This is a genomic window from Tateyamaria sp. (genome assembly GCF_059783535.1).
Window position 1 is genome coordinate 18,854 of the sequence record NZ_JBYNDP010000029.1, and the last position, 14,939, is coordinate 33,792.

At 56.7% G+C, this 14,939-nt stretch carries 13 protein-coding genes; 12 read left to right on the forward strand and 1 reads right to left on the reverse strand.

The genetic code is table 11. From position 1 onward, the window contains the following. Positions 1 to 921: 921 nt before the first annotated feature. Entirely contained in the window at positions 922 to 2,772 is a 1,851-nt protein-coding gene (locus AC6RA8_RS08130; RefSeq protein ID WP_500351885.1) for a sensor domain-containing protein, read from the reverse strand. 877 nt (positions 2,773 to 3,649) lie between these two features. On the opposite strand from AC6RA8_RS08130, the gene AC6RA8_RS08135 reads away from it, so the two are divergent. The 12 genes from AC6RA8_RS08135 to AC6RA8_RS08190 form a co-directional block, all read left to right on the forward strand. Further along, a complete protein-coding gene (locus tag AC6RA8_RS08135; protein WP_500351887.1) occupies positions 3,650 to 4,495 on the forward strand; it encodes a M15 family metallopeptidase in 846 nt (281 codons plus the stop codon). Between the two features lie 391 nt (positions 4,496 to 4,886). Continuing rightward, positions 4,887 to 5,438, forward strand: coding sequence for an RNA polymerase sigma factor (locus AC6RA8_RS08140; RefSeq protein WP_500351889.1), 552 nt, complete (start codon positions 4,887 to 4,889; stop codon positions 5,436 to 5,438). After that, on the forward strand, positions 5,425 to 6,075 hold the full coding sequence (locus AC6RA8_RS08145; RefSeq protein WP_500351891.1) for a zf-HC2 domain-containing protein: 651 nt from the start codon (positions 5,425 to 5,427) through the stop codon (positions 6,073 to 6,075). Before AC6RA8_RS08140 ends, AC6RA8_RS08145 begins: the two co-directional genes overlap by 14 nt. Continuing rightward, positions 6,072 to 7,229 carry a S8 family serine peptidase gene (locus AC6RA8_RS08150; RefSeq protein ID WP_500351892.1) on the forward strand — a complete coding sequence of 386 codons (1,158 nt, stop codon included), beginning with the start codon at positions 6,072 to 6,074 and terminating at the stop codon, positions 7,227 to 7,229. Before AC6RA8_RS08145 ends, AC6RA8_RS08150 begins: the two co-directional genes overlap by 4 nt. Further along, positions 7,226 to 8,209, forward strand: a complete 984-nt coding sequence (locus AC6RA8_RS08155; RefSeq protein ID WP_500351894.1) for a peptidoglycan-binding domain-containing protein — start codon at positions 7,226 to 7,228, stop codon at positions 8,207 to 8,209. Before AC6RA8_RS08150 ends, AC6RA8_RS08155 begins: the two co-directional genes overlap by 4 nt. A 53-nt stretch (positions 8,210 to 8,262) precedes the next feature. Beyond that, complete coding sequence (locus AC6RA8_RS08160; protein WP_500351896.1) at positions 8,263 to 9,135, forward strand: Tll0287-like domain-containing protein; 873 nt, start codon at positions 8,263 to 8,265, stop codon at positions 9,133 to 9,135. Beyond that, on the forward strand, positions 9,128 to 10,471 hold the full coding sequence (locus AC6RA8_RS08165; protein ID WP_500351897.1) for a serine/threonine-protein kinase: 1,344 nt from the start codon (positions 9,128 to 9,130) through the stop codon (positions 10,469 to 10,471). Before AC6RA8_RS08160 ends, AC6RA8_RS08165 begins: the two co-directional genes overlap by 8 nt. After that, complete coding sequence (tssA, locus tag AC6RA8_RS08170) at positions 10,464 to 11,504, forward strand: type VI secretion system protein TssA (RefSeq protein WP_500351898.1); 1,041 nt, start codon at positions 10,464 to 10,466, stop codon at positions 11,502 to 11,504. The genes AC6RA8_RS08165 and tssA overlap by 8 nt, the downstream gene beginning before the upstream one ends. 53 nt (positions 11,505 to 11,557) lie before the next feature. After that, positions 11,558 to 12,064, forward strand: coding sequence for a type VI secretion system contractile sheath small subunit (tssB, locus tag AC6RA8_RS08175; RefSeq protein WP_500351900.1), 507 nt, complete (start codon positions 11,558 to 11,560; stop codon positions 12,062 to 12,064). 3 nt (positions 12,065 to 12,067) lie between these two features. Continuing rightward, positions 12,068 to 13,561: a type VI secretion system contractile sheath large subunit gene (gene tssC, locus AC6RA8_RS08180; RefSeq protein WP_500351902.1), complete on the forward strand. Its 1,494-nt coding sequence runs from the start codon at positions 12,068 to 12,070 to the stop codon at positions 13,559 to 13,561. Positions 13,562 to 13,605: 44 nt separating this feature from the next. Further along, a complete protein-coding gene (locus AC6RA8_RS08185; protein ID WP_500351904.1) occupies positions 13,606 to 14,142 on the forward strand; it encodes an Hcp family type VI secretion system effector in 537 nt (178 codons plus the stop codon). Between the two features lie 76 nt (positions 14,143 to 14,218). Then, the coding region (locus AC6RA8_RS08190) for a type VI secretion system accessory protein TagJ (protein WP_500351906.1) at positions 14,219 to 14,939 on the forward strand (721 nt) is incomplete at its 3' end.

Below are 14,939 nucleotides of genomic sequence, written 5' to 3' on the forward strand. Positions count from 1 at the left end.
TACCGCGGCCTCGCTGCCTGTAGTTTCTGTTAACGAATTGACGACGCGCTCCCTTCGCGCGGTCGTCGGTTGGATTTCTGTTGAGCGGTGGTAGCGGAAGACCGGATTAAAATCGGCGCGACTTACGATGTTCCGGCTAATTGGGTGCGCAGGGCAAGACCCCGAAGACTTGGAGGTCCCAAAGAAGTCGGAGTTCCACCAGGGTCCGGTCGATACAGGTTTCAGGCTTTCACCATATCGTCCTTTGGCCGCTGGGATACGCATAGTGAAAGCCTTTCGAATCAGACAAATCTTGGGCGAATGTTTCGATTTTGACAGGATTGCCGAAATGTCTTGATCAAACTAAGCTCTTAAAACGAAAGACTTTTGCTGACCTCCTCAGCCGAAACTCATACGACGTTTTTCAGCTATGTGCATTCAATTCCGCTGGAGCCGCCAAACTGTGGCGCCTTCAGGGCAAGTGCAGAACATGAGCCCCAATTTGGCCAAACCAAACCAGAATACTGCCTCCAAAAATGAGGTTTGTTATGAGCATCCACCAGATTTTGAACACACTTGATGACGTCTCTCCTCTGCCATCCGGCGCAGTGAACGTCCGCAGAGGCGCAGCCGTAGAAGGCCCAGGTGGGCGATGGGTTCCTTGCGCATCAGCGGTTGCTGCAGGGGTCTATCTTCCCTGCGTCTACGAGGTCGGGCCAGGCCGCAGACAGGTTTGCGGAGCCCGCTTTCCCTGCCCGACGGAAGACGAGGCTTTTTCTCAGGCCATGGAACTCGCCGTTACGGCCTCAGCATAAGCGCAACCTCTACTGTATTCACCATCCTCAATCAGATGAGTTTGTATGTGGTTGTGGGCGCTGTCGATACAGCGGGGGATCAGATGATCGCTGAGCGGTGTCTGAGTTCAAGTGATCGTTTGACCTGTTAGCCCGTAATGTACCGCGCCCGATCCGGCTCAATTGACATTGCTTGGGGCCAGAACAGGCCACCGTTATCAAACAGTCGGTTGCGAAGGTCTTCCGAACTCATGGGTTTGCCGAAATGAAAACCCTGGAGGTAGTCGCAGCCCATGTTGCTGACGATACGCGCATGCTCGTCGGTTTCGACGCCTTCTGCGACGATACGCATCCCAAGGCTCTTGCCGATGCCAATAATCGAGGCGACCAGCGGACGTGTGCTTGCGTCTTCCGCGACGGGCTGAATGAATTGGCGATCGATTTTCAAAATGGAGGGTCGGATTTCCAGCAAGCCCCGAACGGAGGCATGCCCGGTGCCAAAATCGTCAAGCGCCACGGTTACACCCAACTCGTCCAACTCATCTATTGTCCATCGAACGATTTCGCCTATGCGGTCGAGATAGACGGACTCGAGAATTTCGATGGTCAGGCGTTCCGGGGCGATGCCGGAACTCCGAACATCATGAATAAAGGTAGGATCGGCCAAGCGGGCGGCCGATACATTCACCGCAAAGCGCGGAATGTTGACGTGAGCTTTGTCAAAGCGCGATATTACGTCTTTCAGGCACGCAAACATGATCTCGTCGATCCGTTTCAGAATTCCAATGTTTCGCGCAGTATCCAAGAACGCCCCGGGTGGCAGCACTCCTCTGGTCGGATGGTCCCATCGCACCAACGTTTCGACAGAGGCAATCATGCCGGTTTCTGCATCGATGAGAGGCTGAAAATATGGGATGAACTCTTGTCGTTCACACGCCAGCAACAAGTCCGAGGCCAGTTGCTTTGTGGCGATAGATTGGGCGTGCATCTCTTCGGTGAAGAAAGACCATCGACCCTTGCCGTTGTCTTTGGCATGATACAAAGCCTCGTCAGCGTCGGCGACGATCCTGTCGGGATCGTGCGTATTGGTTTTGGCGATCGCGACACCGACACTGGCACCACATGCCGTTGATTTCCCTTCACACATGAATGGGGCTTGCATCCGCGACACAATTTCGTCGGCGAGGCCGCTGATTTCCAATGCGCTGTTTCCGAGAGGGCGTAGAATCGCGAATTCGTCGCCACCTAACCGCGCGACTAAGTCGGACTCGTCAGTGAGTTCGCGCAGCGTATCCGCGACAGAAACGAGCAACCTGTCACCGGCATCATGTCCAAGTGTATCATTCACGAACTTGAAGCGATCCAGGTCGATGTACAGGACTGCAAACTCTCTGCCATGCAGCTTCAACCCTTCAATCCAAGTCTTCACTTCAACCTCGAAATGCCTGCGGTTTGAAAGCCCGGTGAGCGCGTCCTCGTTGGCGTCCCTGGCCACAGATTTGGCCAGTTCGTGTAGACGGGTGTTCTCTTTCTCCAAGCGGTGCACTTTTTCGAGCGTCTTGTCGTGGCTTCCCGGCTCGACTGGATCAGGCTGCGGCTGGGCTACTGCTGCGGGCCCGGACCGTTGTTTTCCCAAGTCTATGACAGAGCATAGCCACCAATGATCACCCGATGCGGGGTCGGACAAATGGGTCCAGCTCATTCGTTGCCAATAGGTTTCGCCGTTCTTGCGATTGTTTGTCGCTTCCGTCGAAAAATTCTCCCACCCCATCAGTTTTTCAATGATGTGGAGGTGTATGCCCTGCTCAAGGTCGGAGCCGATCAGGATTGTCCCGCGCTGCCCCACCGCTTCAGCGGAGCTGTATCCTGTGATCCTGGAAAATGCCTTATTGCACCACTGGAACACCATGACCGCGCCGTCATCCGCATCGGCCGATGCAAGCGCGAGACCTTCGTTGCACTTGTCATCGATTTGATTGAAGATCTCGGGCGGTATCATGCTTTTCCTGCTTACAAACGCAGTTTTCATAAGCGTTTTGCGAACAGAAACCGTTAATGCCACAACACACGGTATGGTTTTTTTGTCGAAAAATTAATGCATTAAGTCTTCAATTACACCAGCTCAGTGTGCTCGCTCAAACTTGGCCATCATCCTGCCCTGCGCACAAAATGTGGAGTGTCAGTTTGTCTAGTTCAGCTTCTGTCAGACGGTTTGACAAATGCGGTATGACGCCCGCGTGCCCACCGTTCAATGTTTGCTGCCGCGATTGCAGGTCACCCCACATAGCCACGCTGCATCCGTCAGATTATGTGCACCGCTTTCAAGTCCGCTATAACAGCATCTTCCTGACAGCTTGCGCATGTATCTGCAAGGAACGCTGAGGGAGAACTGTGTGCTCCACGAAGCGTCACCTGCGATTTCGACCTGGAACCTAGATCTGATGTTCCGGACTAAGGATGGCCTGGTGCATGCGCCAAAGGGCGTCTCATTGCCGAAAGCATTTTGCAAACGGCCGTCTATCTCTCAATCTATTGAGTATGATCTCGGTTCGGTTGCAGCGCATGTCACCGCGTTCATTGTATCGCACGGCCATGGTGCGGACTTGTCCATTGGGTGTGTATGACCCTATGCCGCTGTCTTCCGGGATTCCACAGGTTCAATCAGCTTCCATACTTGCTACAAGGTATTGCGATTAACACATTGAAACCCTTTGTGTTTGCTCTCGGATATGATGTGGATTCTTCCAAACAGACGTTCATTCGATCCAGGCGATCTAGGCAATTGATTGACATCATCCCAAACCTTTTCATCAGGCATTCGTACCTACCAACAAGCAACGCCCGTGCAGGGTGTTTGTTACACAGGAGGTTGCCCGATGAAAAATCGATGGAAGACTGTTGCCACAGGGTCCCTGGCCGCACTCACCATTTTGGCGGCTCCTGTTTTGTGGCAGATCGCCGACTTCCGGCACCAGACCGGTCCCGAACCAGCTTCACTTGCGGTGCTGCAAGCAGAGACACAGGCCCTTTGGCAAGAGATTGAAACGTTGCGGGCACGTGTCGACGGGCTGGATTCGCGAACGTCTATCGGGATAACTGCGTTGCAGCGGCCTCTGTCGACGACGCCTCCCGATTTGCCGCCGCGACCTTCAGTGCAAGCGGCCCATCGGCCCCGCGATGACTATGCGCAGGTGGTCCTGATCGCGGATCGGCGGTCAGTCAATGATGGGCTGTCGCTCGCGACTCCAAGTTTCCTACGCCAAACCTTTGGGTTGCCGCGCAACGATCTGAAAGATGACTGTCAAAGGTTGACGAACCCGCGCCTCCGAGCCCTGATCGCGGCTGAGCCGGTGGGGCCGATACGTGTCCAGATGCTGGCACCGGCCGTTGCTTCGCTGCGCAAGGTTTTTTCAGAGGTTGAGGCGTTGGAGCCCGAGCTTTATAAGCGCATCGCTTCTTCCGGATCGCTATGCGTGCGACTGATCCGGGGGTCGGCGGCGTCGGCATCAGCACATGCCTACGGTTTGGCCGTGGACCTCAACATCGATGGTCAACTGGACAATTTTGCCGACGGGCGGACCCAGCTTGGCTTGATCCTGTTGGCAGATTTTTTCAAGAAGGAAGGTTGGATCTGGGGGGCTGGTTTCTCCCGTGAAGACTCAATGCACTTCGAAGTGAGCCGCCAACAGATCGAGGAGTGGAAGCGTCAGGGGCTTTTATGATTGGCCCTTTGCTGCTTCAAACAGGCCGCGCAATTGTCTGCAAGTCAAGTACACAGACGACAAGGTTCAGGCATGGCAGGTGATCCATCAGGCCAGTGGACCCATGAGGTGCAGGTGCCGCATCGCGGTCTGAGCGTCTAAAAAATGCCACTTATCCATGCGCGGATGCAATTTCCACGCTTTTTCCAACGGTTCATCCATCGCTGGACTCAACGACTCTACCTTAACGTGAATCGGTGCCGGCCATGGGTGTGATTCAGGGTGCGCAAAAAAAATCTTCTTCAATCGTGAACCTTTCGGCGCTGCCCGGGGACTAACGATCACAGTTAGGGAAACGAGCTTCATGTGGATGTTGAAATCTATTAAGACCGCTGCAAAATCGCCCGTAGCGATGAGCGATGATGCTCTGATCGCGGCTGTGGCCCAAAGTGACGTCGCAGCGTTTGAACAAGTTCATAAAAAGTATTTCCCGAAACTGATGCATTTCGCGCGCCGGATCACCGGTAGCGCCGAGGCGGCCGAAGAGGTGGCCAACGATGTGTTGATGACAGTCTGGCGCACGGCAGATCGGTTTGAAGGCCGTTCCAAGCCGTCAACCTGGATTTTCGGCATCGCCTACCGCGTCGCAATGAAGCAGCGCAAAAAGCTGGAACGTCGCGCAGGCGACGTTGAACTGGACGAGGGTATGGTTGCTGCCAGAGATGACACGGCTGAAACTGTTATCAGAGGCACTGACCTGAAGAATGCGTTGGACCAGCTTAAGCCAGAGCTTCGCGCAGTCGTCGAACTGACCTACTATAATGGTTATCTCTATACCGAGATCGCTGAAATCCTTGGTTGCCCGGTGGGCACTGTGAAAACGCGTATGATGACCGCCAGGCGGCGGTTGCGCGGTATCTTATCTGAAGACGAACAAACAGGCGGAGAACATGCAGTTGCGTGACAATAGTTCAAACGGTCCGCAAAACGACCATGAAGAAGTGTGGGATCTGATCCCGTGGTATGTGAACGGCACGTTGCTCGACACGGATATCGCGATGGTGGAGGCCCACGCCAAGACGTGTAATGCCTGTTCGGAAGAGATCGGGCGACAGACTGTGCTGGCGCAGAAAGTGGTCAAGACGGACCCTTTTGATGTGCCCTTGCAGCGCAGTTGGGAGACCTTGCGAGCACAGGTCGAAGCCGATCTGCAGGCGCGGACGCTGGTCAAACCCAAGCGTGGCTGGCTGGAGGCAACGCAGGGGCGCGGCAAGGGTATGTTGGGTGGACTGGCTATCGCCTGCCTTGCCCTGGCGTTGGTGGCGGTTCAGTTCGACGGCCCCGGGCAGGACGATTTTGTCACGCTGACAAGCGAGCCCGCATCCGACGCACCAACCATCCGGTTTCAACTTGAATCCGATCTGACACAAGCCCAGTTGACCGAGCTTTTGGAACCATTAGGTGTTGTCACTGTGACCGGTCCGTCGGCGGCCGGGATCTATTCGGCCACCTTGGCCGAGGATGCCGATGTGGCGGCCGTATCTGAGGCCATGATGGCACAGGACCAGATCATCTTTGCAGCACCGGATGCTGGCCAATGAGCCGGTTCTTCGCCTTTTTTGCTCTTGTGGGGTTGATCGGGATTGTCTTGTCCCGATCCGCCGCGGCCCAGGATTGGCAACTCACGGATGCGAACACGTTTGCTCCGACCAACTATCTCATCCTCACTATCCCCCAGGATGAGCCGCAAGCACTGGCAGCCCTCGCCAATACATTGGAGGCTGATTTTGGCGTGTCGTTGGCTGCAGAATGGCCGCTCAATGCGCTTGACGTGCATTGTTTTGTCTTTGACGCCCGGAACGTGCCTGACGTGGATGGTCTGATCACTGCAATGGAAACGGATGCCCGCATACGCACGGTCCAGCGGCTCCGCAACTTTAGCCTGACTGAAATGTTCCACACCGATCCCCTTTTGCCATTGCAGTGGGCGCTGAAGCGGATGCAGGTCTTACCGATCCATGCCTCTTCCTTGGGTGAAGGGGTGCGGGTCGGTATTGTTGACAGTGCAATCGACAATCGCCACCCCGATCTTGCAGACGGGATGGTCGATCTGTTTGATTTTGTTGCTGCTGACCCCGTTCCGTTGGCTGAGGCCCATGGGACGGCAGTCGCAGGTATTATTGGTGCAGCGGCAACCAACGAAGGGATCGTTGGCGTAGCGCCTTCAGCCGACATGGTGGGCTTGCGCGCGTGTTGGCAGCAAGACGGGGCGCCAGGTGTTTGCAATAGCTTTTCGCTCGCGCGGGCGATCAACTTCGCCATTCTCAACGACATTGATGTTTTGAACCTCAGTATCGGCGGACCCGAAGATCCACTTTTGACAGAGCTGATCCAGGTCGCATTGGACGCCGGTATCGTGGTGGTTGCAGCCTCGGGCGAAGGGCAAGAGCTGGTTTATCCTGCCGCATTGGACGGCGTGATTGCTGCAGGGCAGGTGGCCGAGCGCAGTGTGCCCGCCCCGATGGTCGACGTGCTGACAACGGCGCCGGGGGCGACGCACCGATATGTATCTGGATCCTCCATCGCTACCGCCCATGTGTCCGGTGTGGTTGCACTCATGCTGTCCAAGGACCCGACCCTTACACCCGAAGCGATTTCGGAGCGGTTGAATGGATCGATCAACGAAGTTGAAGCGCTGCCCATGTTGAATGCCTGCACCGCGATCCTGGGTCCAAGTGAGGTATGTGCTCTATGAGGCGTGTCGGTCTTCGTGCTTTGCGGACGTTTGCGTCCGTCACTCTATTGACGGTGGCACCACCCGCCGCCGCGCAAGATGCGGTGCGGATCGTCGGGATGGTGGTCTCATCAGGCACGGACTCTGACCGGGCTGCAAGCGCGCTGCGCAGTCTAAATGCGTTAAATGCGGAAGTCCTGCAGGTGAGCGGGCCCAGCAATGCAGAACTACGCGCCATGATGCGGCGGTTCTCTCAGGAGGCAGCGCAGGCGGATGCGGCAGTGGTCTTTCTGGACATGCCCGCGGTGCGTTTCGAAGAGCGGACTTTCGTATTGCCGGGCAGCGCACGGCTGAACCAACCGACAGACATATTTACTGAGGCTGTCCCGCTGCGTGCCTTCGCGCGGATGACCGTTCTTGCCGAGCGAGGCGGCGCGGTGATCTTGTCCTCGGAAACGCCTTCCGACTTGCCGGAGGGTGTGGAGCATGCCGACTTGGCTTCGGCCCCTCTTGTCGGGTCCAGCGAAATTCTGGTTGTCCCGGCGGAGGAGGCAAGCGCAGTTCTAGATGTTTTAGACGAAACGACCGACGCCACCCCGAGCGTGGATTTGCGCGCTGTGCTTGAGGACATGTCACTGGTGCCGGGTGCCACGCTTTCTGCTGTACCTGCTGATCCAATTGTACTGCGTTCGCCGCCGGTCGTTGCGCGTGTACCAATCGAGCCGGTTGCCGTTCCAGTGCCCGAAATCATCGAGGACGCTGAAACCGAAACCCCCGCGACGGAGGCTGAACTAGCAATCCTCGAGCAGTCACTCTCACCTCCGGTCAAGCGCGACCTTCAGCGCGCGCTTCGGGCTTCCGGTCACTACCGAGGTTTGATCGACGGAATCATTGGGGTTCAGACCCGTGAGGCGATCAAGGGTTTTCAGGTCGCGCGGTCGGAGGCAGATACCGGTCTGCTGACCCCAACACAGCTCTTGGAACTTTTGGCACGGAAGTGAACCTTGTGCCCTTTTGTGGGGACTCACCAGAGAGACAACAATGGTGAGAACACATGGGGCTTCGGTTCAAATACAATCTGGTTCTGATCTCCGCCAGCGTGCTTGGCATCGTGGCGGCCGCTGGTGCCAGCTACACTCTGGTGCGGGAAAGTGCCTTGCGAGACGTGGAGCGCGAGGCGCAGCTGATGCGCGCCAATGCGACTGCAGTCCGCAATTACACCCTTGAACATATCGAACCTCTTTTGACGGACGACGGAGAGATCCTGTTTCAGCCCGAAGCGGTGACATCCTTCGCTGCCCGCACTGTCTTTGACGCCGTCACGGCAGAATTCCCGCAATACTACTACAAGGAAGCGGCCCTAAATCCGACGAACCCCGAGGACCTGGCCACACCTGCCGAAGCTGACATCATCAACCAGTTTCGCGAAGACCCCGACCTTACCCAGCTTTCCGCGCGGATCGAGACCGACGCAGGCCAGCTGTTGATGATGGCGGCGCCGATCACAATCAACAACCCCGGATGCCTCAATTGTCACTCCAGCCCTGACGTGGCGCCGCCGGCGATGGTGGACCTCTATGGGTCGGTCAACGGGTTTGGCTGGGAAATGGGCGAAACAGTTGGGGCACAGATCATAACCGTGCCGCGGTCGCTGATTGTAGAGCGGGCCAAGGAAACGGCCCTGATGGTCACCGTCGCGCTGGGTGCCGCATTCACGCTGGTCTTCGTGTGGACCAACATCCTTCTGAGCCGGGTCGTCATTCGGCCGGTGTCATACCTGACAAAAATGGCCGAACGGGTCAGTATGGGCGACTTCTCCGTGCCGGAGTACAGCCGCACGTCGCGCGATGAAATCAGTTCGCTCGCGCAATCGTTCAACCGGATGCGCCGCAGTCTGGATCGGGCGATGGAGATGCTCGATGACTGATCACACCGTTATAGCGCCGCGCGGGCCCGAGAAGATCGGAAAGTATCGCATCCGGGCCAAGCTGGGCGCGGGGGCTATGGGCGTGGTTTACGATGCCCATGACCAGGACATTGACCGTGCTGTCGCGATCAAGACCGTGCACAAGCACCTGATTGATGCAGTGGGCGAAGAAGATTGGCTGACCCGTTTTTCCCGCGAAGCGCAGGCTGCGGGCAGGGTGCTTCACCCCAATCTGGTAACGATCTTTGATTATCTCGAGCAAGACGGCCGGCCCTATCTGGTGATGGAGCGCTTAGAGGCCAAAACCCTCGAAGACCACATGTCCGAACCTCAGTCTTTGACCCTGACCGAGGTGGCGGCGATCTTTGGTCAGATTCTGGATGGTCTGTGTGCCATTCACGAAGCATCGATCGTTCACCGCGACATGAAGCCAGCCAACATCATGTTAACGGCTAAAGGTGGCGTCAAACTGACCGATTTCGGCATTGCCCGCTTTACCAAGATGGACCGCACCGGTGCCGGTATGATCGGGACGCCAGCCTATATGGCGCCTGAGCAATTCTCAGGTGATGAGGTGTGCGCCCGATCCGATGTCTATTCGACCGGCATCATTCTTTACGAGATACTGACAGGGCGACAGCCTTATCGCGGGGGCGGGATCGCGGCGGTGATGCTCGCGAGCAAGGGCGAAAGCGTGCCGTCACCATCTACACTTGCGCTGGACCTGCCTGCAGCCCTCGACGCGGTGGTGATGACAGCGATCTGCCCCGATCCCAAGGGACGGTACGCCAGTGCGATAGAGATGCGCACAGCACTTCTGGCAGCAATCAGCACACATGGAGCCACACTAACGGCCTCCCCCGCGGCTGGTGCCCCGCGTTCGTTAGAGACGATGATTGGTCGATTGTCTCTCACCACAATGCTGCGGCTGGAGGAAAGTCTGGTGGCACGCATCGGGCCAATCGGCAAGCTGCTTGCCCGCCGCGCGGCTGAAACCGCGATGACGCAAGAAGATCTGCTGCAACAAATACTCGGTGAGGTAAGCGATCCCTCGGAACGGGAGGTTTTGCGTCGGACAGTGGCCAGTCTGATGACCGCCGATCCGGGGCGCGCGCAGGGCAAGCTCAACGAGGATGATCTGCGATCCATCATCGCGGCTTTAACACCCCATCTGGGGCCCATCGCCGGGACGCTTGTGCGCCGCCAAGCGGCCGGCTCTGCCTCGCTGTCGCAATTGTTGGACACCATGACCGAAGCGATCCCAGACGCCAATGACAAGGCCGCCTTTCTAGAGGCCGCACAAACCCAAATTGCAAAAGGACCTCGCCATGCTTGACCTAAAAGCGCTGATGAAGCCCATCCGCGACGACGCACCAGGCGGTGATGATCTGGAATATGACGATGAGTTCATCGCTCTTGAGATGGCCAGCAAACCGTCCGAAGAGCGGGTGATCGGTGACAGTGTCATCCCAGTCGAAGATCCCAACTACGATGACGTTTCTGCCAAAGCTGTGGTCCTGCTGGAGCGTACCCAGGATCTGCGGGTCGCGGCGATCCTCGCCAATGCACAACTACGCACTAACGGTTTGCCCGGGTTCGGTGAGGTCCTGCGCTATGTAGAGGGATGCCTGAAAACCCATTGGGATGACGTGCATCCTCAGTTGGACGAAGACGATGGCGACCCTACGATGCGGGTTAATGCGGCACTTGCGCTGTCGAGCCGTGATATACTTTTGCGGTCGCTGCGGCAGGCGCCACTGGTCAATAGCTCTGCTTTCGGCACCTTTTCTTTGCGAGATCTCGAGGTGGCCAGCGGCGACGCTTCACCGCCTGCCAATTCGGCAAAAGTGATTGATACACAGACCATCGCCGCGGCGTTCCAGGATGCGGGCCACGAGGAGGTTAGCCAAACACGCGCAGTAGCAGCCGATGCGCTCGAAGCAGTTCATGCGATATGCGAGGTTTTTGATACGCATGTCGGGGCTGCGGGGCCGGACCTTGACCCTTTGCAGAAAATGCTGGGCGACATCTGTCGAAGGCTCGGCATCTTTGCGGGGGATGGAGCCGCGGCCGAAACTGAGGGGCCGGGGGATGAAGATCCTGCTGCTGTGCCGGCGGCGCAAGCGAGAGTCATTCACAACGCCGCGATTACCTCACCCCAGGATGTCAAAGCAGCTCTGGATCGGGTCATGGCCTATTACGCTCAATTCGAGCCCTCAAGTCCGCTGCCTGTTCTTTTGGCCCGCGCCAGGCGCCTCGTTTCGGCTGATTTCGTGACCATCATGAAAGATATGGCGCCCGAAGGCGTCGGAAATGTCGCTTTGATCGGTGGATTTGAACCCGATGAGGGGGGCGAGGGTACTTACTAGCCAGACTGAGCCCTCAACGGGCGAATGCAGCCGCGAAAGAAAAGGAATGTAGCATGGCCAGTAGCCAGAAATTCATCGCCCGCAACCGCGCGCCGCGGGTCCAGATCGAATATGATGTGGAGCTTTACGGCGCGGAAAAGACGATCCAGCTGCCTTTTGTGATGGGCGTGATGGCCGATCTGTCTGGCAAGTCCGAGGAACCGCTGCCCGCCGTGGCAGACCGCAAGTTCCTTGAGATCGACGTCGACAACTTTGATGACCGGATGAAATCGATCAAGCCTCGTGCCGCCTTTTCGGTGCCCAATACGCTGACGGGCGAGGGCAACATCGCCGTCGATCTGACATTTGAGCGGATGGATGATTTTTCGCCTGCTGCCATCGCAAACAAGCTCGAACCACTGAAAAAATTGCTCGAGGCGCGAACCCATTTGTCGAACCTCGGCACTTACATGGACGGAAAGACCGGCGCAGAGGACCTGATGGCCAAAGTCATCAATGCCCCTGCTTTGCTCAAGGCTCTGACTTCGGCGCCTGCCGTGACTTCCCAGGATGAGGACTAGGCCATGACCAATGCAACCGAGACCACAACAGAGACGCAAACCCAGACCATCTTTGCGTCGTCCGACTTTGCCGAGCTTTTAGAGAAGGAATTCCGCCCCAAATCCGAGCAGGCAAAAACAGCTGTCGAAGAAGCGGTAAAAACACTCGCTGAACAGGTGTTGGAAAACGAGGCCTTGGTGTCTGATGACGCGTTGCGTTCGATCGATGCTCTTGTTGCAGAGATCGATACCAAGCTGACCCAGCAGATCAATCACATCCTGCACCACGCTGACTACCAGAAGCTTGAAAGCTCTTGGCGCGGCTTGCATTTCCTAGTGAACAATACCGAAACTGACGAGATGCTGAAGATCCGGTTTATGGATCTTTCCAAGAAGGACCTGTCCAAGACTTTACGGAAATTCAAAGGCACCGCCTGGGACCAATCCCCGATTTTCAAGAAGATCTATGAAGAGGAATACGGACAGTTTGGCGGCGAACCCTATGCCTGCCTTGTCGGTGATTACCACTTCAATCATAGCCCACGGGACGTCGAGATCCTTGGCGAGATGTCCAAGATCGCGGCCTCTGCCCATGCGCCGTTTCTGGCAGGTGCTGATCCCACGCTGTTGCAGATGGACGGGTGGGACGAATTGGCCAATCCGCGCGATCTGACCAAGATTTTCCAGACTCCAGAATACGCCGCCTGGCGTTCTCTTCGCGAGAGTGAGGATGCCCGCTACTTGGGTCTCGCCATGCCGCGGTTTTTGGGTCGTCATCCTTACGGCGCAAAGACTGACCCGGTTGAGGAATTCGCCTTCGAAGAAGACACCGAAGGTGCACATTCAAACAAGTATTGCTGGGTGAATGCATCCTACGCGATGGCGCGGAATATCAACCGATCTTTCAAGGAATATGGCTGGTGTTCGCGAATTCGTGGGGTGGAATCTGGCGGCACTGTTGATGGCCTTCCGACCCATACGTTTCCGTCTGATGACGGCGGCGTTGATATGAAGTGTCCGACCGAAATTGCCATCTCGGACCGGCGCGAAGCTGAGTTGGGCAACAACGGTCTGATGCCTTTGATCCATCGTAAGAATACAGATACGGCGGCCTTTATAGGGGCTCAGTCCCTACAAAAGCCCACCGAATACGACGACGGCAATGCTACGGCCAACGCGAACCTTGCGGCCCGACTGCCGTACCTTTTCGCCACCTGCCGGTTTGCGCATTACCTCAAGTGTATCGTGCGTGACAAGGTCGGCTCTTTTGCCAACCGCTCGGACATGGAGCAGTGGCTGCAGGACTGGATCAGCAAATATGTCGATTACAACGAGGAGACCTCAACCGAGGAAGTAAAATCCCGCAAACCGCTCGCTGCGGCTGAGGTCGTGGTCGAAGAAGTTGAGGGCAATCCCGGTTACTACGAAAGCAAGTTTTTTCTTCGTCCCCACTATCAGTTGGAAGGCCTTTCGGTCTCGCTTCGCCTTGTGTCCAGACTGCCTTCCGAGGTCGAATAACCTCTCTGTATCAACATCTTACAACCTGAAGAAAGGACCGTAATATGTCATTTGACGCATTCCTCCGCTTCCCCAAGAACAACATTATCCGAGGGGAAACACTCGACGAAGAAATGGCCAAGGAAGGCGCATTTCAGATCACGGAGTTCGGCTTTGGTGCTGAAAACAGCTCGATCATCGACTCGCAATCGGGCGGTGGTGGTGTCGGTAAAACCGACTTTCAGGACTTCACCTTTAACAAGTTGACCGATACCGCTTCCGCTGGTCTTTACCGCGCCTGTGCGACCGGCGATCACCTGGATGAAGCCATCATGGAATGCCGTCGCCACGGCACCGGAAGCAGCACTGGTAGCAAACACTTCTTCATCGTGCGCTTCAAGACCGTCATCGTGAAGTCGATGACCTGGTCTGGTTCGGGCGAAGAGCTGACCGAAAGCATCACGCTGGCTTACGGTGCAAAGCAGATCGAATACCGACGCCAAGGCAAGGACGGCAAGATGATCAAACCGTCCGGTGGCCAGGGCGAGGCCGAGTGGAGCAAGGTACTGAACAAAGAGAAATACGAGGTTCAGAGGGCGTAAGCCGGACCTCGCGTCCCGGGTGCTTTATCCACCCGACACCCGGGACCAACTCTCCCAAACCATTGAGGCTTGAACCATGTCTGCCGAAACCCTGCTCAAATCCGGCGACCTGCCCGGCGCGCTGTCCGCGCTTCAGGCTGAGGTGCGGACCGATCCTGCCGATGCGCGGCTGCGGGTCTTCCTGTTTCAGTTACTGTGCATCGAAGGCGACTGGTCTCGTGCTGTTCAACAACTCAAGACATGCGCAACGCTCGATCCGGCAGCCATTCCCATGGCCCAAGTGTACCGAGAAGCCATTGTTTGCGAAGTCCACCGTGAAAAGGTTTTGCGCGGGCAAACTCCGCCACCGTTTGACGACGACGCGCCATCCTGGCTTGCAGTGCTTTGGGATGCTTTGCAAAAGGAGCTCAACGGTGATGTCGAGGGTGCCGAGCGGCTACGGTCCATGTCCCTGCGTGCGGCGCCTGCCACGGCGGGCCGCGCGAATGGCACCAGCTTTGAGTGGATCGCGGACGCGGATCCGCGCTTTGGACCGGTGCTGGAAACCATCGTGGACGGCAAATATCTTTGGCTGCCCTTTTCGAACTTACATAAGCTAAAGGTGCATCCTCCCAGTGACTTGCGCGATCTCGTCTGGACGCCTGTTACCCTAACTCTTGTGGAAGGTACTGAAAGCGTTGGGCTCATACCTACGCGCTATCCAAACACGCATGACCTCGGCACGCCTGGACAGAAGTTGGCTCGTGAAACCGATTGGTTCGATGCGGATGGCGCCACACTTCGGGGCCTTGGTCAAA